This window comes from Rhodanobacter terrae, assembly GCF_042657005.1.
GTDB classification, from domain to species: domain Bacteria; phylum Pseudomonadota; class Gammaproteobacteria; order Xanthomonadales; family Rhodanobacteraceae; genus Rhodanobacter; species Rhodanobacter terrae.
Window position 1 is genome coordinate 14,302 of sequence record NZ_JBHSNG010000026.1, and the last position, 26,792, is coordinate 41,093.

Annotated in this window: 1 protein-coding gene (running past one end of the window); it reads right to left on the reverse strand. The window is 64.6% G+C overall.

Going from position 1 to position 26,792, the window contains the following annotated elements:
• Window positions 1-26,745, reverse strand: partial view of a tandem-95 repeat protein gene (locus tag ACFPPB_RS17315; protein ID WP_377329381.1) — the 5' portion only. The gene continues 13,062 nt to the left of window position 1, outside the view; only the first 26,745 of its 39,807 coding nucleotides appear in the window; it begins with the start codon at window positions 26,743-26,745; the stop codon falls past the left edge of the window.
• Between the last annotated feature and the right edge of the window lie 47 nt (window positions 26,746-26,792).

A 26,792-nucleotide genomic window follows, 5' to 3' on the forward strand; every position in this document is an offset into this window, starting at 1 on the left:
CGTGCTGTCGCCGCCGACCAGCGTGATGCCGGCGTCGGAGACCAGCCACTGCGTGCCGTCGGCATAGTGGACGGCGGTGACCTTGCCTTGCGCGTCGAGGTCGTAGCGGGTGCCATCGGGGTCGGTCAAAGTGTAGCGGGTCGGTACCCAGGGCAGGCCGGTGCTGGCGTCGTAGAGGTGGTTGCCCTGGCGTGTGAGTGCTTCGGTGGCATCGTCGCTGTCGCCGCTATGGGCGGTCAGCGTCCAGCCGGCATCGCTGGCAAAGGTCGGATGATCGACCGAGGGTGCGCCGGGTGCGCCCAGCGTCTCGGTGGTCGTGCCCAGGGTGAAACGCAGGAACTGCGTGGCGGCATCCGGCGTACCGAGGCTGGCCGGCATCTGCAGCCAGACGCGGGCGCCGACCGTCCACGGCGCGATCGCGCCGCTGGCCGTGTTGGTCCCCTGGTCGGTGGTCAAGTAGGTATCGAGACCGGCGATGCGCCAGTTGCCGAAGTCGGCGTTGGCGTTCGTATCGAGTGACCGTGTCAGGGCGAAGTCGTGACCGCCCAGCGTGTAGACCGCATCGGTGACTTGTGTTTGCGCGTAGGATTTCTGCGTGGTGTCGATGACGATCCGGGCATCGATCTCGCTGCTGCGGCCGGCGAGGTCGGTGGCGGTGAGGCGCACCTGATACACCCCGTTGGCGAAGGCGGTCGGATCGAGGCTGACGAGTGTGGTCGTTGCCTGATCGAGCGTTGCGGCATCGAAACTCTGCTGGGACAGCATCTGCGACGCGCCGCCACTGATCGGAGCGATGGCCAGGGTGTAGCCCATCAACTGCTGTTCGCCGATGGTGGCGACAAGCGAGGTCACGCTGTCGACTTCGACGGGTGATGTGGCGACGGTGGCGTTTTGCAGCGCACCGGCCCAGCCGAGTTGCGGCGCCTGGGTGTCGGCCGGGTCCTTGACGCGGATCGTACTGATCTTGCTCGCGCTGAAGCCGTCGCTGTCGGTGGCCGTCACGCGGATCTGGATCAGGCCTGGTGCCGTGGGCACCAGCTTGAGGCGTCCCACACTGTCGAGTGCGACCGTGTTCCAGGTGGCGCCGTCATCGGAACTGACTTCGACCGTGATGCCGGCCATTGCACTGAACGCGCTGGCGCGCACCGTGGCGGTGACGCTCTGTCCGGGCAGGGCGGGCGTGCTTGGCAGCAGATCGACCAGGATGTCCGGTGCGTTGCTTGCCGCGTCCGCGACCGAGCGCACGGTAAAGGTGCGCGTGGTGGTCTTGATGCCGTCGCTGACGATGGCGGTGATGGCGAAGTCGCCGACCTGGGCCGGTCCCGGCGTCCAGCTCAGCGACTGGGTCTGGGCGTTATAGACGGCGCCTTCCGGCAATCCGCTGAAGCTGACGCTCAAGGCTTGCGTCTGGGTCGTGCCATCGGGATCGTTGACCACGATGCCGTGGCTGTTGGCGTTACCGCCGAACTGGACCGGCAGGGTCAACGTGCTGCCCACCGTCACGGCATGCTGGCTGACTGCCAGGGTCGGCGCGCGGTCGACATCGAACACGCGCACGTTGACGGTTTGCGTCACGACTGCCTGGCCGTCGGTGCCGCGGAAGGTGAAGGTGAAATCGCGGCTGCCGTCGGTCGCGTTGTCGACCACGTTGTAGCCCGGGGTCCACTCGAAGTAACCGGTGTTGGCGTCGTAGCTCACCCCGGCCGGCGTGTTGGCGTCATAGACCAGGCTGGTCTGGACGGGGGTGCCATCGGGATCGACCGCCTGCATCGTGAAGCCGAGTGTGTTGCCCTCGTTCACCAGCTGCAGCGGCATCGGCAGGATCACCGGCGCCTGGTTGACGTTGGCGACATGCAGTTCGAACGTGCGTGTGAAGCTGGCGCTGCCGTCGCTGCCGGTCACAGTGAAGCGGTAGGTGCCGGGCGAGCTGCCGCCGACGTTGTCGGCCTGGGCGGCGAACAGGTTGGGCGTCCAGGCCAGGGTCGCCTGATTGCCGTTGCCGGCGGCGGGAACGCTGAGCGTCATGCCGGCGGGCAGGCCGCTGGTGGTCCAGCTGATGACATCGCTTTCGGCGTCGTTGGCGAACACGTCGAGCTTGAACGGCACGCCCTCGATGCCGTTCACGGTGATCGCATCGCTGCTGCCGCTGTCGGTGAGGGCCGTGCCATTGGCCTGCAGGCCGAGTACGACCGGGGCGGTGTCGCTGGCACGCACGACGACGCGGATCGTGCGCGTCACCACGTTCGGTACCGGGTCGGCAGGGTTGGTATAGCCTTGATTCTGCGGCGGCAGGCCGCTGTCGCTGACGGTCAGCACCAGGTCGTGATTGCCGATGTCGTCGGCGGTCGGTGTCCAGCTCAGCAGGGCCTGGCCGTAGGTGGCCAGCGGAGTCAGCGTGGCGTTGATCGGCAGGCCGTCGATGCTGTAGTGCAACGCATCCTGGTCGGCGTCGGTGACGTTGATCGGCAGGCTGAAGGCCTGGCCCACCACGGCCACCACCTGGGTAGGCACGGCGATGACCGGCGGTTCGCTGGTGCTACGCGCGGTAAGCACGAAGCTCTTGGACTGCGACAGGATCTGATTGACGTTGCCGTCGCCGTTGTCGTTCGCGGTGACGGTAATAGCGTAGTCGCCGCGATCGTTGTCGCCCGGCGCGAAGTGGATGACGCCCGTGACCAAGCCGTTGCCGCTGGACGGATCTTGGGTGTAGGTCGCAAAGCGGGGCAGGCCGGAGAACGTCAGGGTGATCGGGTTGCCGTCGATGTCGCTGACGCTGACGGGGATGTCGAGGGTCGCGCCCTTGTCGACCACGGCGTTGCTGATGTCGCCGATCTGCGGTGCGCGGTTGGTGTTGGCGACCACGATCGGGATGACGACCTGGCTGGTCGCCGGCGTGCCGGTGCCGTCGCCATCGTCGGTCGCGATGACGGTGACGTGGTAGGTGCCGGCCTGGGCGTAGCCCGGCGTCCAGTCGATCTGCAAGGTGTCGGGATCGAACACGGCGCCGGCCGGCAGGCCGAGCACCTGGTACGTGACCGTGGCGGGTGTGTCGCTGCCGTCGGGCGACACCGGAGTGGCTCCGGGCGCAAGACGGATCTTGGGTGCATACGTCGGATTATCCGGGTCGAAGGCGAACACGCTGATCGCCAGCGACTGGCCTTCGAGGAGGTTCCAGGCGTCGCCCAGGTTGGTGTCGAACTGGGGCGCGCCATTGGCATTCAGCACGCTGAGGTTCACTGTCCGGGTGACCGATGTCGTGACCGGATCGCTGCCGTCGGCCGGGGTATAGGTGGCCGTGAGTACGACCGGCACAGCGTAGTTGCCGTGCTGGTTGTAACCCGGCGTCCAGCTGAACCAGCCGGTGTCCGCATCGAGGCTGGCGCCACCCGGCAGCCACGCCGCCGCGTAGCTGAGCTTGATGCTGGTGCCGTCGGCCTGTTTGAGGCCGCCCGGCATGGAGCCGCCGAGTTGCAGGCCGAAGGCGTCGCCTTCGCGCAGGGTCTGCGTGGCGACCGGCAGCAAGACAGGCTGGGCGTAGCCCTGCGTGACGGTGATATTGAACTGCTCGGTGACCGTGGCCACGCCGTCGCTGGCGACGATGGTGACGCCGTTGTAGGTGCCGGCCTGATCGTAGCCGGGCATCCAGGTCAGCTTGCCGGTGCGGGCATCGAAGCTGGCGCCGGCCGGCAGGTTGCGCACGGTGAGCGTGATCGGATCGCCGTTGGCATCGGAGGCCGTCAGCGGCAACGACAGCGTCTGCCCTTCGGTCAGGGTCAGGTTGTCGATCGCGCCGATGACGGGAGCCACGTTGCCGTTGGCGACCGGGATGTGGAAGGTCTCGGTATCGCTGCCGCCGCGGCTGTCGTAGACGCGCACGACGATCGTGCTGTCGGCGGCGGCACGGGCGCCGGGGGTCCACGCCAGCGTGGCCGTGGCCTGATAGCTGCCATCTGCCGCGGTGGTGTAGCCCGGTGCAGTGGTGAGCACGAGGCCGGCCGGTGCCTGCAGCAGCTCCCAGAAGAACTGGGTACCGTCGCTGTCGGTCGCGGTAAGCGAGCCGGTCCAGGCGCTGCCGATCGTGGCGCCGGCAGCGAAGGTCGTCGGATCGCTGGCGCTGACGGTATCGGCGACCGGAGCGGTCGACGTGCCTGTGGCGTCGGCAGGATCGGCGGACGCGGTGATCGCCAGCGTCGGCGGCACATTCGCCTGCGGCATGGCATAGACACCATGGGCGAAGTCGAACTTGACGGCCGTTGCCATGCCGGCCTGGGTCAGCGCGGACGCCGGCAATACGGTGACGGTCTGGTTGGTCAGCGTGGCGCCGACGGCGAGCTTGCCGCCGAGCGTCTGCAACGCACTGGTGAGGTCGAGGACCCACAGGCCGGACTGGTCGCCGGTGCCCTGCGTCGCGCCCGGAATCAGGTTGCCGAAGTACTGGCCGGGATCGAGCAACAGCATCAGCGGGCCGTTCAGATCATCGGTGCCGATGTTGGTCAGGCTGACGTCGTAGCTGACCGCACCGGTATTGTGATCGAGCCGCGTGTCGGTGAAGGTGAGCTTGATCTGGCTGCTCATGTCGAGCAGGGCGGTGAAGGTGCTGATGTAATCCTGACCCAGGCGGATCTGAGTCGCGCTGCGCAGATTGGCGCCGACGTCCAGCTGCCACTGGCCCGGCGGCAGGCCGGTGACGTCGAGGTAGGCGGTGCGGGTGGTCGCGTCCCAGCGGATGCCGGCCGGATGGATCACGCGACCGCTGGTATCGCCCAGCGCGGTCAGGGTGAAGTTGGCCGGATCGAGCACGCTGGCGGGATCGGTGACGTCGCCGGTGCCGTCGGCACCGAGCCAGATGTCCTGATCGAACACCACTGCGATCTGGTTGAGCGGCAGCGGCATGAGCGCACCGTTCGGTACGCTGACGGCAAGCACCGTCGGCGCGTGCGCCGGCGCGATCTCGTCGACATGGTTAGTGCCGGCGACCAGGATGCGGCCATCGGCCGTGGTGAGGATGCGCTCGCCTTCGGTGCCGCCGGTGGCGAGCTGCAACACGCGTTTGGTGGCGAGTTCGATCATCCGCACGGTCGAGCCGTGCGTCGCATCGGCGATGCCATCGTCGTTGACGTGCTGGGGCAATCCGCCCGAAACGAACAACAGGCCATCGAGCGGTGTGCCGACTCGGCCGAAGGCGATACCGTCGATCGTGCCGCTCAAGGTGTACTCGAGTTCGGCGCGGCCGATGGTCGAACCGCTCATCGGGAAGCTGACGATGTTGGTGCTGCCGTTGGGGTCGGCGGCGGTGATGTGACTGCCGCTATAGACCGTTCCCCACAGGCGCCCATCCGGGCCGAAGGCCAGCGAGTCGACACGTTGGGCACTGAAGTGCTGCCAGGCGACGTTCGGGTCAGTTGCGGCGGGGTTGAAAATGTCGACGCCGGTGGCGGTGGAGACGTAGATGTCGCCGGTCGTTGGCTGGATGGCCAGGGCATGCGTGAGCGGCTGGCCATCGGGCCCGCGCATGTCGCGCAGGATCGCGCCCGAGGTCGGGTCGACCTGGAGCAGCTCGTCGCCAGTCATGACCCACAACTGGCCGAGCGCGTCGACGGCCATGTCGAGTATCGGCGCGTCGAGGGTGAACAGCGGCGTGACGCTGTGACCACCATTCTTGGTGTATTGGAAAACCTCGTTGCGATCGGTGCCGGCGCTGACCAGCACCGAACCATCGGCGAGGGTGACCATGGCAAGCGCGCCGATGTCGCCTTCGCTGCCGCTGAAGCCATCGGCGAAACTGCGCGTGGCAAACGGTGCGAGCACGCTTTGCAAGTCGCCCGCGCCGACCGTGGCCACCTGGCCCGGCAATGCCTGCGTCGCCTGGTTGAACAGCACGTTGGCCGGATAGCTGCGACCTTCGGCAGCTGCCGGAACCGTGGCGGTCTGGTCGACCGTTTCAGTGACGCCCAGGCCGTTCAACACAGCCTGGCGGGCACCGTCGTCGGGCAGCACAGCATTGGCGACCAGCGCCGCTTCGCGGTTGCCGGCCGCGTCGGTAGCGACGGCGAGGAACTGGTAAGTGTGACCGGCAGCGCCGGTAAAGACATCCTGCGTGGTGGCGGGATCGACCTGGCGCCGCCAGATCATGAAATCGCCGCCATCGGTCGCGACGTACACGGTGACGAAGCGGATGCCGCTGGCATCATCGACCGCGTTCCATTGCACCTGATAGGTGGGCGCACCTTGCGCGTCGGCGCCGAGCGCCGTCACGGCCACCGTGGTTTTCGGCGGTGTGGCATCGAGCGTCTGGTGGATGGTGCCGCTGTCGATCGGCGGAGTGTTGTCGAACAATATCCGGGCGCTGGTGGAGATCGTGGCGCCGGAAACTGCCGTGGCCGCGGTGGTGGCCGTATAGCTGACGAAACCGGTCAACGGGGCACTGGTACTTCCGTCGGTGGCCGGTGCCAGCAGGCCGCGCAACGCGCTCTGCATCACTTCGCCGGTGTTCGGATCGATCGCCTGCAGCAGCCAGGTCAAGGTATGCGAGGCGACGTCGATGCCGGCACTGACGCGCAGGATGAAACCCTTGCTGCCGGTGAAATCGAAGTCGCCCTGGAAATTGGCGCGGTCGGTCGGCACATGGATGTTGATGTCGCCGATCTTGAGATCGCCCAGACGTACTGAGCGCGGATCGAGGTTGGCGTCGAGCTGCGACACGATGCGGATCTGATCGACGCCCTGGCCGGTCGGATTGCTGAAGGAGACGGTGTAGGGCAGCGGGGTCGCGGCCGGCACATAGACGCTGCCGTCGGCCGCGTAGGCCGTGCCTTGTGGACCGCTGACGCTGATGGCGCCCTGGGTGGCGGCGTTGTTCTGCGCCGTCATCTGCAGGTACTGGGCGAGATTGAGCGCCTTGCCGGGCACGGGCTGGAAGTTGCTGTCCAGCACGCCGATGGAGCGCAGGTATTCCAGTTCCGCCTGGCCGCCCACGAAGACGCGGAAATTCTCGAACTGGGTGGCGCTGGCGGCGTTCTGATCGTAGTCGGCGGGGTTGGCCAGCGAGGGCACTGGGCTCAGGACGTAGTCGCCCTGGTCATCGGTGCGCACTTCGTAATGATCGATCGGCGAGGTCGCCGCACCGGGATCGCCTGCATAGGCGGCGGTATCGCCGTACCAGGTCTGCACCTGCTGGAAGAATCCGAGCAGGCTGGCCTGGGTGCGATAGCTGTCACCGCCCTTGCCGAGCAGGATACCGGCGGCAAGCGTCGCATTCAGGCTGATGACTTGCGGGTCGGCGGTGATCGCCGGTGCCTGGTCGGCCGGTTGCAGCAGGCCGGAGGCCGTGAGTGCGGCGAGCCAGCCTTGCGTCCACTGGCTGGCATCGGCGGCCAGCACCTTGAGCGTTACCGACGCCGTGCTGTCCGCGAGAATCGCGGCACGCAGTTTCAGGGCGTAGGTCGTCTGTTCCGCGACGAATTCGTCGCGGGTCAGCGCGGTTGCAGCGGCCGCGATGTTGAACTGGAACGATTCGGCTAATTGTTCCTGCTGGGTAAGACGCTGTTCGGGATCGAGGAATGTCGCCGCAAGGCCATCCTGGATCTTGTTCAGATCCTGCACGCCGCCGTCGAGCAGACCCTCCGCCTGCCAGTCCGGATGGAGTTCATACAGTGCCTGACGCAGGCCGACGAAGTCCTGGTTGATCCACGCGGTAAGTCCCGGGTAGGTCTGCAGGCGGAACGTCATGCCGACGAAACCGCCGTCGCCTACGTTGACGGCGTAGCCTGGCGCCAGATTGATGCCGTGGGTGTTTTCGGTGCCATCGAGCGAGGCCCACGGGATGTCCGGCCGCGTGGTGCCGTCGGTCGGCGTGGCGCCGTAGTCTTGCGTGGTGCCGGAAGGATCGACGATGTTGCCCAGCGGTTGACCGCCGACGTTGGAACCGAACAGCGCGTAGGGCAGGTTGAGGCCATCGAGCAGGTATTGGTTGTAGCCCAACTCCACCGCGCCGACATCGAAACGCACATACGGCGTATTGACGTTGGTCAGGCTTTGCAGCGACACGGTATAGGTGGCGCTGTCGCCCGGGTTCAGCGTATGTGGACCGCCGACGCCGATGGTGACGTCGTCCTGGATGCCTTGCTCGACCAGGTAGCGATCGGCCACAGTGACGCTCTGGCCGTTCGGGTTGCTGACCGTGACGTCGTACAGGCCCAGCGGGAAATCGCGGGTATCGAAGATCGCCCGGATATGCGTCGCGTCGATGACCTGCCAGCGCTCGGGCTCGGCCTCGAACACGCCCGGGCGCGACAGCTTGACCAGCGCGCCGGCCTGGAAGCTGGCGCCATAGATATCCAGCGTGACCCAGCGATGGGCATCGTCGCCGACGCCGCCGGTGTCGGGTGTGACCGTGGTGATCGCCAGCGGCATCAGGTCGGCGCGTAGCGTCACGGCCGTGCTGCTGCCATCGCGGGCGCGGACGAGTACGTAGTAATCGCCAGCCTGCGTGCTCGGAATCAGGACCTGCTGATCGGCCGCCGAGGCATCGGTGTAGGCGGCATCGTAGGCGAAACCGGTCGGGATATCGCCGTAGCGGATGTAGAGCTCGTTGTTGCCGCTGGTCGCGGCGGAATCGAGCAGCACGCGCAGGGTCTGGCCCGCGGCGACACTGACCTTGTACAGGCGCGTCTGGCCGGCCGACAAGGTGGTCGACAAGGTGCTGGCGATGGTGAGGGCAGGCACGCTGACGCTGAGCGTGCTGGCTGACGCGATGGTGTTGTTCGCTTCGCCCGGCGCAACGTCGAGGCCTGTGGCGGTGTAGGTGACATCGCCCTCGTAGACCTCGTTGTAGAGATCGGTGCGCACGATGATGCGCCAGCTGCCATCCTTCAATGCGGGCAGGGCTGCCGTGAGGCTGGCGGTATAGCTGCCGCCACCCGCCAGATCGCCGTTGTGCTGGACTTTGCCGAGCAGGATGTCGCCGATATCCCACTGATTGTCGCTCGACAGGTAGACCGCATCGGTCCATTGGCCATGGGCGGTGTTGGTCGAGTTGTTGCTGACGGTATAGCCGATCTGCACGCTGTCGCCGACATTCGCCGCCGCGGGTACGGTGACGTTGGACACCTGCAAATCAGCCGGCGGCGGTGTCTCGATCAACATCGGCTGCGCGGCCGCGGTCGCGTTGTTGTTGTCGTTGCCGAACTCGAGCACCTGACCTGAGGGGCCGTTGCCGAACGCCTGCGCGGGATCGGTGATGACGAAGACGTAATACGCGCCTTCGAGATTGCTCGGCGCGGTGACGGTGAAACTGCCGTCGTAGCTGCCGCCGGCATTCAGACCACCGCTGTGATCGAGGTAACCGAGGTAGTGATCCTGGGTAACATCGAGATTGCGGTCTTTGGACAGATAGACCAGGTCGTGCCACGTGCTCTGGTCGCTCGGCGTGGCGCCGCCAAGATTGCCGACCGTGTAGCCGACACTGAAGGTCTGGCCCGCGGTCACAGAAACCGGGGCAGTGACTTGCGTGACCTGCAGGTCGGGCGGTGTTGCCAGCGTGATCGGCAGCGCGATCGAGGCGACGTTGTTGCCTTCGTCCTGGAACTCCAGCACGGCGCCGGGACCCGAACCCGTGACGACATCGAGACCCGGACGGATGGTGCTGACGGTGCTGTAGTACGGATCCCTGGTGGTCGAGGTGTCCGTCTTCACGATGATGTGGAAATCGCCGCTGATCGATTGCGGCAGGCTGAACGTGGCCGATTCCGTGTAGGACTCGCCGGGCTGCAGGTACCGCGGGCTGCCGTCCGGGTTGGTCAGTACGACCGACTTGACCCGACCGGCATTGGTCCAGTAATCGCCAGGAATCAGCGGGTAATCGCTGGGATCGAGCGAGTTGTCGCGCGACAGATACACACCATCGCTCCAGGCGTTGGTGCGCGTGGCGCGGGTGCCCTGATTGGTGGCGGTCCAGGTGACCGTGACCACCTCGCCCGAGCTCGGGTTCGGATCGGAAATGCTGATGTTGCCGATCTGCAGGTCCGGCTCGCGATAGGTGATCGCGAGGCTGCCCTGACCGAGGTTGTTGTCGTTGCGGAGCGCTTCGTACGCGGAGGTCTGGTACCAGGAAGCACCCTCAGCGTTGGTATGTTTGCCGGTGAGAATTTCATCTTGCGGCTTGGTGCGCGACGGGCTCGGGGCCAGCGAATCCGACCGGTGCTCCACATCGCTGATCACGTAGATGTAGTACGTGCCATCGGTGCCGGGCGGCAGGGTGAAGTTCGCCGTGGTGGTGTAGCTGGCGCCTGCGGCCAGACCATTCGTGTTGTAGTGGGTCACGGCGCCGAGCAGGGTGGCGCGGCTGGGGATGAACGTCGGATCGGTGCTGATATAGACCGAGTCGATCCAGCCCTGGGTACCCGACCATACCGCTTCGCCCTGGTTGGTGACGGTCCAGGTGATCGGTGTCGGTTCGCCGGAGAAATTCTGCGGTTGGGTGACGACCGAGGTGACTTGCAGATCGGCCGGATGATCGGTGACGACCGAAGCGGCGGACAGGCTGTTGTTGCTCTCGCTGACTTCGTGGATGACGCCGGCATCGTTGTCGGATGGCGAACTCGGTACGTTGACGTCCGTCTTGACCACGATGTAGCGGCCCTTGACCGAGGGTGCCAGTGCGACGGTCTGCGCGACCGAGTAGCTCTGGCCGTAGCCGAGCGAGCGCTGCTGCGTATAGCTGCCGACCAGCCAGACGTCCGTGGCTTTGTCGAGGTCGGGGTTGTCGGTGACGTATACGGCATCGGTCCATTGGCCCGAAAACGCATCGCCCTGATTCTGCACGGTGTAGCCGAAGCTGTAGTTTCCGGCCGCGTCGGCCGTCAGCGGCGCATTCACCTGGGTGACCGCGAGATCGGGCGGGGTGATGCCGAGCACGCTGATCGGACGTGCCTTGTAGTTGTTGTTGTCGACCTGGTTCGGATCGTCGGGGTTGATGTTGCTGGCGAGCGTGTCTTCGAGAATCGCGTTGTAGGTGTCGCTCCAGACGGTGATGTAGTACTGGCCGCTCAAAACGTTGTCGGGCAACGTGACCTGGGTATTGCCGAGGTAGCTGTCGCCGACCGCGAGGTTGCCCTGATGGGTGATCGAACTAAGCAGGATGTCGCCCTTCGAAGGATCGGGCCGGGTCTTGTCCCTGGACAGCCAGACCGTATCGGTCCAGCTGTTCACGGCGGCGGTGAGACCTTGTGTGGTGGCACTGCCGAGATTGCTGACCTGGTACTGCACGTTGATGGTCGAGCCGTGCGAGGCCTGGTCGGGCGCGGCCACATTACCGGCGACGAGATCCGAGAATGGCACCGGATCGATGTAGAAATGCACGGCCTTCGCGTTGTTGTTGTCGTTCGGATATTCGTCGACCTGGTAGTTGCCGTCGGCGACCACGATCAGGTACGCATCGCCGCGGTACTGGATCGGGATGTCGACCATCGCGCTAGCGTTGGAATAGCTTTCCGTTGGCGCCAGCGCGCTGGCGTTGTCGTAGCGGCCGAGCAACACGTCGTCGCCGCTCAAGGTGCCGTCGAGCGAGAGGTAGACGTCATCCTGCCAATGCCCGCTGGCGGCTGCCGAGCCCTCGTTGATGATGTCGTACTGGATCGCCGCCGAGGTGCCGGCCGTGACATGCGCGGGTGCCGTGACATCGCCGACCTGCAGGTCGGGACGTGGATTGAGGCTGACCTCGGTGGCATCGCTCGACAACATGGCATCGTTTTGCGCGGCCACGCCGTATTCGTACAACGCGCCACTCGCATCGGTGACGATCTGGACACGGTACAGGCCCTGGATGCGCTGTGGCAGGCGCACTTCCTCGGTGCGGGTGTAGCTGATGCCGGGGGCCAGGCCATCGACGTAGCTGAAAGTGCCGAGCGCGATCGATGCACCGGTGCCCGACACCGGCACCAGGGTGACCGTGTCGGTCCACGAACCGCCTGCCGCCACCGATCCCTGGTTGATCACCGACCAGGTCACATCGAACAGACCACCTTCCTGCGCACTGGCGGGCACGCCGATCGACTGCACGATCAGGTCGGGCGAAGGCGAGAGGGTGACGGGCACGGCCGTGCTGTTGGTGTTGTTGCCGCCGTAGACGAACTCGAACGCGCTGCTGCCGCTGTTGGTACGCACGACGATGTAGTAGTTGCCTTGAATGCCGTTCGGCAGCGTGGCGGTGATGCCCGCGTTGTAGCTGTCGCCCACGGCGAGCGCGCCGATGTGCTGCTCCTGGCCCAGGTTGGCGATGACCTGCGTGCCGGCGGCGTCGCGGCTCAGCACGACGCTGTCGCCCCAGGAGCCGGTACTGGTGATGCCGATGCCGTTGTTGACGACGGTCCAGTTGATCGCGAGCGGCTGGCCGCTCGCCGCGTTGCCCTGCGTAGTGACCGATTGCACCTGCAGGTCGGCATACGGCTGCGGCATCACGTCGACAGTGTGATCCAGCATCACGCTGTCGTTCGCCGTTACGCCATCCTGGAATACCTGGCTGGTGGCATCGGTGACCACGAACAGCTTGTAGCGGCCGGTGGTACCCGGCGGCAGCATCACGCTGAGGTTGCCGTTGTAGCTGGCGCCGGCGGCCAGTGCGCCGTTGCGGGTCACCTCACCGAGTACACGGTCGTCGCCGTTGCCCAGCAGGCCGTCGGTGGACAGGATCACGCGGTCCACCCACTGCGAGGCCGTACCCGCGCCGGTACCGTCGTTGGTCACCGTCCAGCTCACGTCGAGCGTGGCCGGGTCGGCGATCAGCGTGGCCGGCGCCTGCACGGCGCCCACCGCAAGATCGGCATAGGGCGCCAGCTGCACGGTCAGCGCCTGCTGGGCGCTGTTGTTGGTCCACGCGTGATCGTCCAGCAAGCGCGTGGCATCGGTGACCACGACAATGTCGTACTCGCCGTTCGCATCCAGCGGCAGCTGGACGTCGGCGGAAGCGTCATAGCTGCCATGGGTCGCCAGCGGGCCGCTGCGCGCGACTTCGGCCACCTTCTGCAGCGCGCCGTTGTGCGAAAGGAAGACCTGGTCGACCCAGTTGCCGCTGGCCACGCCGCCCACGTTCGCGACGGTCCACTGCACGTGCGCCGTGCTGCCGGAGAGCAGCAAGGTGGGGCCACTGACCGAACTGACCGCGAGGTCGGGGCGGGCGATGGTAACCGTGCCAGTGGCGCTGGTCAGATTGTCGCCTTCGCCGTCGCGCTCGTAGACGGTGTTGTCGGCGTCGGTGCGAACGACCCAGGTGAACACGCCCTCGGGCATGCCGGCCGGCAACGCGAAGCTGACGGTGCGCGTGGCAGCGCCGCCCGCCGCCAGACCGTCGGTGTAGAACTGGTTGGCCACCTCGACCAGGTTGCCGTTGCCTTCGTCCAGGTAGATGCGATCGCGCCATACGCCGGTCGCGTCGGCGTTGCCGGTGTTGTGCGCGACATAGCTCAGGCTGACGCTGTCGCCCGGTCGCGCGGCGGTCGGGCCGTTGACGTCGGCGACAGTCAGGTTGGGCACCGGCGCCAGACCGATGTGCAGCGGTACGCTGCTGGCCAGCAGGTTGTTCGACGTGCGGCCGTTCTCGACCACCTGATTGTTGAGGTTAGTGGTCACCAGGATGTAGTAATCGCCGGTGAGATCGCGCGGCAGAGTGAGCGTGGCACTAGCCACATAGCTGTCGCCCACCGCCAGGATGCCTGCGCGAGTGACCGAGCCGGCCAGCACGATGTCATCGGCTGATGGCATGCCGGTAAGCGACAGCTCCACGCGGTCGTTCCACAGCGCCAGGTCGGTGGGGGCGTTGCCGGTGTTGTTCACCGTCCAGCTGACGCGCACGTTCTCGCCGCTCAGCGCAGTCGCGGGCGCGGAGACGGCGGTGACGCCGAGATCGGCATAAGGCGCCGCCACCGTGATGGTATTGGCGGCACTGGTGCTGTCGGCGCGGGTGTCGGGCTCCAGCACCTCGTCGCCGGAGTCACTGCGGATGAAGATGTAGTACTGGCCGTCCCCGACCACCGGCAGGTTGGCCACGGCGGTCTGGGTGTAGCTCTGTCCCACCGCCAGTGCGCCGCTGTGGCGGACCGTACCGATCACGACGTCACTCGCATTGCCCAGCTGCGGATACCTGCTGAATACGATCTGGTCGTCCCAGCCATCGCTGGTCGACGCCTGGCCACGATTGGTGACGGTCCAGCTGACGCTTACCGGTTGGCCGCCGATGCCGTTGGCGGGTGCGCTGACGCTGCCCACCTTCAGGTCCGCATAGGGCACCGCAGTCGCGACCACGGCGGTCGCGGCGGAATTGTTGTACTCCGCATTGTTGGTGAGATTGGTCTCGTACAACACGCCGATGCCGGCGGCGTTCTGGTCCGCCGTTACCGTGATACCAATGTTGCCGGTACCAAGCAGGCCATCGGGCAGGCGGAAGGTGAAGCTGCGCAGGCGATGCTCGCCCGGTCCGATCGGCCCGTTCACCACGCCATCGGTCAGGGCAGCCGGGTCATAGGGGATGCTGGTGTCGAGCAGGGTCGTGCCCGAGTCGGCGCGGCTTATCTTGATACGGTCGTTGAAGCCCGCGCCGGTAGCGCTGGTGCCGGTGTTCCAGTCCTCCCAGCTGATGGTTACCAGACCGCCGGCCTGGACGCTGGTATTCGTCACTTGCAGATTCATGATCTGCAGGTCCGGGCCCACTGCCTGATCGATCTCTGCGGTGTTGTTGCTCTCGCCGGTACCTTGGCCGTTTGCCTCGGCGATCTCGTTGAGGCTGTCGACTGTCAGGCGCAGGGCAAAATTGCCGGCAGCGTCCACACCGGTGGGCCATACAAAGTTGAGCGTGCGCTGGCGACTGGTGCCGGCCGCAAGCGCTCCTTGGTCGAGCAGGTCGCGCAGGCTGACCGTAGCCACCACATTGCCGGTGGAAAGATTGCGTATCTCGAGCGTTTCGCTCCATGGCTGCGCCACGCTGACGTTGCCGAGGTTGCTGGTGGTCCAACTGGCGGTCACCGTCTGCCCCGGCTGGAAGGCGCTAGCCGGTTGCAGGCTGAAGTTCTGCACGGTCAGGTCGGCATAGGGCGCCAACGTAACGTCGACGTTGACGCTTGCCGTGTTGTTGCTCTCGCCGGTGCCGCTGGTGTTGCTCTCCTGGATGACGTTGTCGGAGTCGGTGAACACGGTGATGCTGAGTGTGCCGGCGGCGTCCGAACCGTCCGGCAGGCGCAACTGCACGTGGCGAGTACGGGCATCGCCGACCGCGATCGGGCCATTGGCAGCATCGCCGGCGTCGTAGGGTAGGGTCACGTCGGCCAGCAGTGCACCGGTTGCCGTGTTGCGCACGAGGATGCGGTCGTTCCAGTTGCCGTTGGTCGGCAACACGCCGCGGTTCTCGACTACCCATTGCACATCGATGGTCTGCCCGGTCTCCAATGCGCCGGCCGGCGTGATGGCGACGCTGTTGACGGTCAGGTCGGGCGCAGGCGTGACGACCAGCGTATCCAGCACGGTCGGTGGGTTATCCGGCAGCTTCACCACATTGAAGGCGACGTTGGCCGAGGTGCCGCTGGAAGTATTGGAGTTGGACAGCACCAGCGTGTAACGGCCGCCGACCAGTAGCGTGCCCAGGTCGACGCCGGAGCCGTTGAACTGATAGCCGTAGGTGCCGTTGGCGTACTGGTAAGTCTCTGAACCCATCTGCTGCCAGCCGAGCACGACGCGACCCAGCGGATCGATCAGCGACCAGTTGGGTACCACATAACCGGCAGTGACTGCTCCAGGCAGGGCATCGAGGTAGTAGCTCTCGCCGGCCTGCGCGTCGAAGCTGAAGAGCTGCATGCCGGTGGTGTTGTCGATGGCGGTGTTGACTGGTGTTCCCGGTGTGACCGCCGTCGCGGTACTTGGATCGAGCACGCGGAAGCTGTAAGGGGCGGTCGACGATGAGCCGCCCTGGAGGGTAAGGATGTAATCGCCCGCCGGGAGCAGTCCGGCATAGTCGTTGCTGGAGTACCACCAGTAGTACGACTGGTTCATCTGCTGGTTGAAGACGGTGCCGTTCGGACCCTCCAGGGTCCAGCTCGCATAGCCGGACTGACCGAGGTTGTCGAAGGCAAGAAAACGCGGACTGTCCAGGTGCAGGCTATAGCGGACAGGCACTTCGCTCGCCGGCAGCGAGCCACTAATGACCGTATTGAACGGCAGCGCAGCAGGAGCGGTATCGACCGAGAAGTGATAGTCGGCGGGGTTGGTAATCTGGCCGTTGCCGTCGAGCAACAGGTAATAGTCGCCCGCATCCAAAGGCATTGAGGCGCTGGCGTAGTCGACGTTACCGCTCGCGACCTGCTTGCCGTACGACGAGATCAGTCGCCACGTGTACCCGCCGTTGCTGTATCGATAGTAATCCGGGTTGAACGCGAAGTTGCCCGCCTGCGCCAGGCTCAGCTTGTAGACGGTGTCGCCGTTTGCTGGCGTATAGGTGCCGCTGATCAATGTGTCCGCGGAGAGTGCTTGCGCAGTGTCCAGGTCGGTGAGCATGAAGTTGATCGCGGTGCTGTACGTGCGGCCATACATGTCGCTCAGTTTGAGCGTGTAGATGCCCGCCTTTGGCAGAACGATCGCCTGTCCCGAGACGGACGGACTGCTGGCATAGATCAGCACGCCCTGGGCGTCGTAGACCTGGGCATTGACGTACAGTGAGCCGCCCAGCGTACTGAGCCAAAGCGTCGACGCCTGCGAAGCGCTGAAGCTGTAACTGACGCTGCCGTTCTGCAGGGTGCCGGCGACCGCCTGGCCAATCGTGATCGACGGCAGCGTGTGCGACACCGCTACGGTGAAGTTGAACGGCTGCGTTGTCGTCGAGCCGCTGCCTTGCGTATCGCGGACGAGGTAGTAGGTGCCTGTGCGCGGCAGCGGGATCGTCGAGCCGGCATTCTGCAGCTGCTGGACGAGCTGGCCGAATTCGTCATACAGCGACCAGGAGAACGCGCTGTCCGTGCTGCTCAGTGTCACCGTGTCGCCGGCGCTCGCGTCGAAGAGGTACGCGTCGGCTTCGCCGGGCATGGCATTGCCGGTGACAGCGGTGTCTTGGGCAAGCGGCGCCGCGGCACCGAGATCCACCAGGCGCAACTGTGCTTGGTAGCCGTACCACCAGTAATTCGAGTACAACAGCTGCAATTGGTAATTGCCGGCAGCGAGCTCGACGGTGAGGTTTTGCCGCGAACCGTCCAGAGTCCCGGACATCACCTGCTGTCCGTTGTGCGTGATGACCCAGGGGATGCCGTAGTAGCTATAGACCTGACCGAGGTCCAGCAGCAGTCGCGTTGCCGTGGACAAGGAGAAGTTGTAGCTGTTCGGCGACGTCGTGCTGACCCATTGGCCGAGACTCAGCTGGACCGTATTGAGGGCGAACTGATAGGCCAGTGGCGTTGGGTCGCTGCTGGCCGTCGTATTCCATACCAGCAGGTAGCGACCGCTCGCCGAGAGGTTGATATCGCTGGCAACCGTGAGGTCGCCGCTGGTCAGGCTCTGCCCATTGGGTCCGAACAACGTCCAATTGCCGCTCAATCCTCCCATGCTCAGCGGGGCGAAGTGCAGGTTCTCGCCGGCGACACCGTCGAAGGCATACATCCGCGTGCTGCCGGGCACCATGCTGTCGCTGGTGGTGCTGTCCTTCTGCAACGTCGTGGCGGAAGCTGCGTCAGCCAGTAGCAGGGACAGGTGTCCGTTGGTTGCGTCGGTTGGCCGAATGGTTAGCTCATAAGTGCCCGCCTGCAGGTCGAACACCTGCGATCCGAGTGTGCTGGATGACCAGTTGCCGGAACCCTGATATTGATCCAGCCGGGTCAGCTGCCAATTGAAGGTGGTGCCGCTGGCGCCAAGCGCGTCGAGCAGCAGGCGGGTGGGGCCGCTCAGGGTCAGGCTGTAGGTGCGCGAGGAAGCCGCGCCCGACGTGTCGATCTGCAGCGTGCTGCCGAGGGTTGCGGGAATATCGCCGGCGGATGGTGTGGTATTGAGGCTGAAACCGTAGGACACCGTAGCGGTGGCATTTGGCACGCGATTCCACACCAGGTAGTAGGTTCCGTCGGCTGGCAACGGCGACAGCGCATCGGTGCCGTTGGCGTTGTCGCCGTAGACAGAGTTGCCGTAGGCGTCGTAGAGGGTCCACTGCGCGTCGGCAGGTGTGCCGTCCTGCGGTACATAGTAAAGACGTTGCCCGGCTTGGCCCTGGATGCTGTAGGACACGATCTGGTTCGGGTCGAGTTGCACCGTGCTGATCGCATCCAGCGGCAGCGCTGGCGCATCACCCAGAGATGAAGCCAGCAAGCTGTAGGTGATGGCGTTGCTGGTGCCGGCGGTGGTGCTGCCCGACGAGGCAAGGAATTCGCCACCGCCACCGTTTGTATTGGAGTTCACCTCGACCAGGTAGCTGCCTTTGTGCAGCCGGATGACGGCATTGCCGCCATCGCCGAGGCTCAACAGCGTTCGGCCATCGTCGATCAGTTGCAGGTTCACGGGCGCTCCGCTGGAGGGGAGGGCCAGCGAGACCAGTTGGTCACTGTCGAGTTGAATGACATGGACATCCGCGCCGCCATCCTGCGGGATGGTGCCGCTGAACAGTTGGCCCAGCGTAAGCGGCGCGGCTGGCTCGATGCGCAGCGAGGTCGTGGTGCCGTTACCGGTATCCTGCACCACTGCGTACCAGACGCCATCGGCATCGGCGTGGATTTTCTGCACGACGCCGCCGTCGTAGCCGGTGTTGTAGGTGAGCACCGGCGAGAGATCGGCGCCGTAGATCGCGTACTGCATCCACGACGTGCCGCTGAGGTAGTAGTCCTGCCCGGCGGTGACGGGGAAAGCGTAGATGCCCTGGGTGGCTGGGAGATCCAGCGTACCCGCGGCGGGAACGCTGGCCTGGGCCTGGGTGGAAAGCGTGAAGTCGGCGTTGATGAGCGTCGAATAGCTGGACGTCAGCACCAGCGTGTAGTCACCGGCTGCCAGCAGCTGGGTGTTGATCAAGCTTCCCCAACTGGCGAAGTCGCCCGATCGCAACGACCCGCTGGCGCTGCGAAGCTCCCACGCGATATAGCCCTGGTCGGTGGTCCCGTTAAACGTAACGAGTGTCTTGCCGGACAGGCTGAAATTGTAGATTTTGCTACCGGGTGCGCTGAACGTCTGCTTGGTGTCCTGGCCAAGCGTCAGCGGAACGGCGGCGACGGGCGGCAGGTCGGTATGCGCGGTCAGGGTGGCGTTGAGGTTGACGGTCAACGGACCGTTGGCATTTGACAGCAGCAGAACATAGTTGCCGCTCTGGCTCAGTGTCACCATCTGGTTGAGCGGTTGGTTGCTGTAGGTGTAACCGCCGGCGACGTAGTTGTTGTTGGCATCCAGCACCCGCCAATACACGTCCATGTTGGAGCTGGACGTACCACTGGTAATGGTGCTCGAAATATTCAACGTATCGCCCGCGGTGGCGGCGATATGCAGCGCCTGGGCATCGCGATTCGACGTCATCGCCACCGAAACCGGTGTGCCCGCGGCGAACGGAGCGGCAGAGTCGAGATCGATCAGCTTGAAGCCGGCGCTGGTCAGGCTGGTGTTGTACGGGCTGCCATCGAAGCGCAAGGTGTAGCTGCCGGCCGGCAGCTTGATCAGGTTGGTACTGGAGTACGCCAGGTCGACGTCGTTGTCGAGCCAGTCCTGTCCCTGCGCATCGACGATGCTGTAGATCGCATGGGTATAAGCGTCGCCCGTCGGCACCAATACGAAGCGGCCGGCAGCGCTCAGGGTGAAGGTGTAATCCGCTCGGTAGCCTGCGGCGGGATCAAGCGTGAGCGTCTGATTGCTGCCGAGCGTCACTGCCGAGGTGGGCACCGCCACCGGCGTGGCCGATGCGGTGTAGGCAACGGCGTTGCTGGTATCGCCGGTGCGATACACCACCAGGGCATAACTGCCCTTGGGCAGCAGCTTGGTCGTCGCGTTGCCCGTGTTGGCGCCGGCGACTTCATTGCCGGAGGCATCGTAGGCAATCCAGCGGACGCCGGTGCCATCGGTGGTGACACCGCCCACACTGAGCGGCGTTACGCCATCGCTGTCGAACGCATAGACGGCGGCCGCCTGCCCAGCGGCGAACTGAGTCTGGATGGGTGCAGCGGACAGCGCTTGTGCCGAGTTGTAGTCGACCAACGCATAGCTGTAGGCCTGGCCACTGGCCGAGCCGATGAAGCGGATGTCGTAGCTGCCAGCCCCCAGTTGGTAGATGCCGCGCCATGATGCGTTTGAGTCGTAGGACTGTCCGTTCTGCGAAACGTCGACGCTCACGCCGCCGTCGCTACCGGTGTCGAGCAGCAGCAGCGAGCTGTTGGTCGGGACCGTCAGGCGATAAGTGGTGTGCAGATCGGCGCTGGTCAGCGTGCCGCTCAACGTCTGGCCGAGTGTGCATGTCGGCGGCGTGAACGGCGTTGCCGAAACGTTGTAGCTGACGTCACCCGGCGATGCGCTGTTCGGCACCCCCTTCAGCACCAGCGTGTAGGTACCGGCGGCGAGTACGTCGGTATCGAAATCCGCGGCGGTCGAGACCTGCGTCACGAGCTGTCCATTGCCGTCAAACAAGCTCCAGTCGAGCGACGAGGGATCGGTCGCCCCGAATGTCAGATGCAGCGCGGTGGGTTGCGACAGGTCCAGTTGATAAGCCGTGGCGGTGTTGCCGGAGGTCAGCGTGCCGGCAGTGATTCCTGCAGGCAGCACGGGCGCGTCGGAAAGATCCAGCCATTGCAGAGCGTAATGCGCTGCGGCGCCGTTGCCGCGTATCCACAACTGATACTGGCCGGCGCCGAGCTGCTGGGTGTAAGGCTGTCCGTTCTCACGGCTGGTCTGGCCGCCCAGATCGTTCCACGACGGCAGGCTTCCCACCGGCGTGATGGCCCAGCTGAGGCCCGTATCGGAACCGGTATCGTGCAACTGCAGCAGCGTGCTGATCGGCAGGTTGAGCTGGTAGACGCTGATGTTGGTAGCGGCGTCAAGCGCGCCGCTGATCACAGTGCCCGCAATCGCCACCGGCAGCGGCTGCGCCTGCACGGACAGGCTGAACCCGGTACTGGCCGAGAGCGAGCCGCTGCGTGTGATCAGCAAGGTGTAATGGCCGGCGACCAATGGTTGCGTATTGGCGGGCGCACCGTCGGTGCCGGAGGCTACCTGCGCGCCCTGGTCGTCGTACAGCGACCAGGCGAGCGCACTGCCATCGCTATCGCTCAGCGCGACTTGCAGAGCCGAGGGATTGGTCAGGTTGTATGCACACGCGCTTGCCTGTTGCGCGGCGGCGATGCTGCCATCGACAGCCTGTGCGCCCAGCAAAGCGGCTTGAGCGGTTTCTATCGTCTGCAGCGCGTAGCTGGCCGCGTCGGTGGTTGCCTCGATGGTGAGGTCATAGTCGCCGGCGGTGACCTGGTAGTCGTACGCGGCCGGATTCTGGTCCTGCCATGGCGCGCTGTCGGATGCCCCGGCCGGGCCAAAACGCCAGTGGATGCCGCTGGAACCCAGGTCGCGCAGCATTTGGCTCAGCCGCAGTGACTGGCGATAGTCGACGGCGATGCGGTAAGTGGCACGATCGCCGACATGGGCCAGTGAACCGCTGAGCGTGGCGCCGAGTGCCAGAGACACCTGCGGCGGCACCACGACTTGCGTAGCGGTAAGCGTGTAAGTCGCCGGTGTGGTGCCGTCGATCACCAGGTAACGTTGCGTGCCGAGTCCGACACCACTGGCGATCGTGGTCATCGCCAGCGCACCGCTACCAGAAGCCAGCCGTTGTCCTGACGGATTGAACACCTGGATGCTGGCACCAGCCGCGGCGGCCGTCGCGACCTGCACGGACAGTGCCGCCTGGTCGATCGTGGTGGTAATGCGATAGACCGCGGCGTGGCCGTCAGTGAGACTGACGCTGGTATCTTGGTCAATGGTCAGATCGGGTGCGCTCGCCAGATCGAGCAGGCGCAACCCATAGGCACCGAGCTTGTCCGCGCTGTCGGCCTGCACTTCCAGAGTGTAGGCATCCGGCGCAAGTGTGATGGGCACCGTGGTGCCCAGGCTGCCGGAAAACACGACACTGCCGTTGCTGCCGCGAATCAGCCAATGCTCGCCCGCGCCGGCCAGGCTATTGAGCAGTGCGGTGGTCGGTACGGTGACGCTGAAGTGGTACAGATCGGGCACGCCGACGATGGTGATGCTGCCTTGCACGTCGTTGCCGATCGTCAACGAAGCCTGCGACGGTGTCACGCGAAACGCGTCGTAACCGATGTCGGCTTCCGCGGTGTTGGCGAGGTCGCCTTCCACGACGACCTGATAGCGACCGGTACGCGGCAACAGCAACGAATAACCGTCCGTGCCGGTCAGGTCGACCGGCGCCAACAGCAGTGCGCCGGTGGTATCGATCACCCGGATCCAGGCGTGACCGCCGGCCAGGGTATTGACCTGCAATCGGAGATAGTCGCCGGCGCTGGCATCGAGCGAATAGATGGTCGGTGCATTGCCTGGGCTCAGCTGAATCACCTGGCTGTTACCGGTCGGCAGCGCAGGCGCCGCAGCCAGATCGGACAGGTTGAACGCGAACGCACCGGTGGCCTGTCCCTGTGGAATCACCATCAGGCGATAGGTGCCGATGGCGTTGAGTATCAACGCGCCGCCGGCGGAGCCGCCCGTGCTGTCACCCAGGGCCGTGGGATTGACCACATCTCCGGTGGGGCCGATCAACTGCCAGGTGATGTCCGTGCGAGCACTGAGGCTGTCGAACAAGACGCGCGCGGGTGCGGCAAGATCGAAGTCGTACTCGCAGCGCTGGCCGATCGCATCGATGCTGCCGTTAACAGTTGTGCCCAGTACGAGCGGTTGGGCGACGGTAAGGATGTGCCGCAGCGTGAAGTCCACCGACACGTCGGTGCCGTTCGACCACGGGTTTTCCCAGCTCAGGAAATACCGGCCGGCTGCCAGGTGAAACAGATTGCTGTTGCCGTTGCTGGCATAGCCGCTCTGCAGGTCCTGCCCCTGCGCAGTCCGGATTCGCCAAAGCAGGTTGTCAGTGGAGGGTGGCAGATCGACCCGATAGTCGCCGTCGGTAGCGACATCGACGGCGTAGATCGACGTCTGGCCGGTACCGCTGACCGTTACCTGGGCGTCTTGGTCCAGCGGCAGGCTGGTTGCCGACCCCAGATCGAGCAGCTTGAAATCGAACGCACCGGTGGAGAGATCGTTGTAGCCCACGGTCAGCACATAGGTGCCGGCGGGCAAGGACATCAGGTTGCCGCTGGTGTCGGCAAAACCGCGCAAGGAAGCTTCCGATCCGCGCGGCCCCACCAGGCTCCAATGCAGGTTGTTGGTGGTGGTCTGCGTGTTCATCAGCACCGACGTCGGTGCATTCAGCGTAAAGCTGTACTGGATGCTCTGGCCAGGCTGGCTGATGGTTCCGGCGTTGTCGGCGCCGAGGGTCAGCGCGGTGCCGACGGTGTCGCGGCGTCCGACAGTGAAATCGAGCGGCAGCGTATTGGCGTTGGTGAAGTTGTAGTAAGTGTTTGGATAAAACGCGAGCAGGTATTCGCCACCGAGTGCGGCGGTGAAGTCGGGAATGTTGTAGCCGTTGGCAAGCGCGCCACTGGTGACAACGCTTCCGTTCGGGTCAAACAGCCGCCAGTAGACTTCATAGTTGTAGGGACTGCTGTCGGTCCTAAAGAAGTAGTGCTCGCCGGCTGACGCGTTGAAGCGATATAGCGTGGTCTGATCTCCCGGTGTCGTTGTCTGCACCGGCGTGTCGATGGTGAGGTCGTGAGCCGCATCGCGATCGAGCAGGCGGAAATTGAATTTTGCCGGGATGTCCGTGGTGTTGCGTAAGGTGAGCGTGTACTGGCCGGCGGCAAGCGGGGAGACATTGCCGTTGTCACTGGTAAACGAGTTCCAGTTGGCCGCACCACCCGATGACCGACGTATGGTCCACTGCGCATTGCCGGCTGAACCGGATGCAGAGGTGAGCGCATCCATGAACAAGGTGCTTGGATGATCGAGCGTGAAGGTGTATTGCGCCAGGCTCTGGCGGCCGGTCAGCGTGCCGCTGATGGCGTCGTCGAGCGTGATCGGTGCCGTGGAGACATCCTGCAGGCTAAGCGTGAAACGGTCGCTGGCGGTCGCGTAGGGATCCCACTGGTAACCCATATCGATCAGGGTGTAGATGCCATCGGCCGGAATCGCGAAAACGGTTCCCGGAGTGTCGTCGGACACCGGCGCCAGGATCTGGCCGTAGGGGCCGATCAACTGCCAACTCGGGGAATAGCCTCCACTGGTGCTGTCGACGTTCAGCACAAGCCTGGTGCCAGCCTTGGCCTGCACCTGATAGCCCACGCTGGCATTGTCTGGGGTGCGGGTAACCGTCGTGGACTGGCCGAGCAGCAGCGCCGGCAGGGTAGAGAGATCCGTTAGGCGGAATGCATACGCGCCGTTGTTTGAATAGCTCCACGAATACATCGCGCCCTGCAGCGTCAGCGCGTAATCGCCAGCAGGAAGGGCCAGGGCCTGATCATTGTTGCTAAACGCGCGTTGATTCACTTCGATCCCGCGCGGCCCAGTCAACGTCCACACCACGTTGTCGTTGGTCTGGCTATCGAACAGCAACCGCGCATCGCTGGCCAAGGTGAAGCGATAGGTCTGGGTGGCATTCCAGCTTGCCAGCGTCCCTGCGGTCACGCTACCGAGGGTCAGCGCATCACCGGTCGGGAGCGGCGCGGGCGCGGTATTGCCGAGATTGTCCAGCTCGGCCTGGAAGTTCACCGGTGCGGTGTTCGCAGCCGCCCCTTCGATCAGCAAGGTGTACGTACCCGTCGTAGCAAGGCTGATGCTTGCGCTATCCGGGGCCAGGTCGGCAGGGCCGGCCACCGTGCGGCCATACATATCGACCAGCGACCAGCTGGCGCTGCCTCCAGTGACACCGAGGCTATGCAACTTCACGCTGTCGCCGGCAGCGGCGGTAAAGCGATAAGCGGCGCTACCCGTGCCGGGCGTCAAGGTGCCGTTGAAAGCGGTTCCCGGTACCAGCGCGGATGCACTGGCGAGGTCCAGCAAGGCAAATCCATAGGCGCCCATGGCGTCGCCGACGCCACGCACGGTGAGACTGTAGTCGCCTGCCGGCAACGCCATCACGTTGAAACCGCCTGCGCCGGCGCTGTCGTACAACCGGCGATTGAGCACTTCTTGTCCGCGCGGGCCGATGAGTGACCATTGCATGTCCTGGCGTGTGCTCAACGAATCAAAGACAAGCTGTGTCGCTGCAGCCAGATGAAACGTATAGACGGCCGACTGCCCAGCCAGATCGATCGAGCCGGAGGTCGCTGCGCCAACACTGAGCGTGGCAGGTACATCGGGCACCAGATTGAGTTGGAACCCGTAGTTCACCGTGGCAGTCGTGGCATTCGAGCTGTCGCCATCCATCACCAGCCAGTAGTCGCCGGTGACAGCTACGGTGAAGGGATCGATGTTTTGGCCCAGCGTCGCGCTGGTGACCTTCACACCGTAAGGATCGAGCAGGCTCCAATGCATGGAGCCGCCGGTGGGTGATTGCCCATCGAGGTACAGCTTTTGCCCTTGCGTAAGCGAGACCTTGTATATCTGCGAACCATTGGCTTGGTCGAGACTGCTCGAGGTCGGCGCATTGGTGGACAAGGTCTGCGCGGAAGCGGCGCTGAGCAGGCGGAAAGGGAAGTTGCCGGTGGCGCCGCCGTCGAGATCGACGGCAAGCGTGTAGCTGCCTGCGACCAGATCCATCCGGTTAGTGCTGTCGTTGCTGCTGTTGTGCCGCTGCACCACTTGACCCAAGGGTCCGGTGAGCGACCAATTGAAGTTCGAACTGGTCAGGCGATCGAAGATCACCGAGGTCGTTGCATCGAGCGTGAAGTTGAAGTTCGTCGTTTGGCCGGACTGTGTCACCGCAGCCGTGGTGGTCTGATCCAGCGAAAGCGCCGTCTGCGTGTCGACGACAGGATTCAGCGTGAACGAATAGCTGAGCGGCACGGTATTGCTTTGCGCGCCCTCCACCAACAGCAGATATTGGCCGTTGCATGGCACCGTGAAGGTGTCCAAGTCCGACGCAAGATTGTTGACGTTGCCGACTTGCCGGCCATAGGGGTCAATGAGGGTCCAGTTCGCAGAACCATAGCCTGTGCTGTCCTGGACGCCGCCGGCACTGAAATAGAATTTCTGCCCAGCGCTGGCGTCGAAGCTATACACGCTGGTTTCATTGCCCTGCACCAAGGTGTCGGAGACTTTGGTGCCTGGTATCAGGCTGGCTGCCGCGCTGGCATCGACGATACGCATGGCGTAACTGCCCACGGCATCACTGGACCCGTCTACGGTCAGCGTGTACGTGCCGGAAGTCAGGTCGAACGTCGACGAGTTGTAACTTCCATCATTCGAGAATTGGCGCGCGGCGACCTGGCCCGCTGGACCCGACAGTGTCCAGCTAATGTCGCTGCGGTTGGTCAGGCTGTCGAAGACCACGCGCTTGGCATCTTGCACCGTGAACTGATAATGGTTTTGCTGCCCAGGCAGATCCAGTGACCCGGTAATCGAGATCGCCGCAGGATTGACGTCGCCCGAGAGAAGTACCCTGGGCTCCAGCGCCTCGAACCGTATTGCCGGAGTAGCCGCCGGTGCGGCGCTGCTCTCGACGTGTTCCGAGGCCCGATTGCCCACGATGTCCTTGCCGTTCGACTGTTCCATGTTTTTCCCCTGAGCGAACCAACGGCGATCTGGCGCCATGGGTTCAA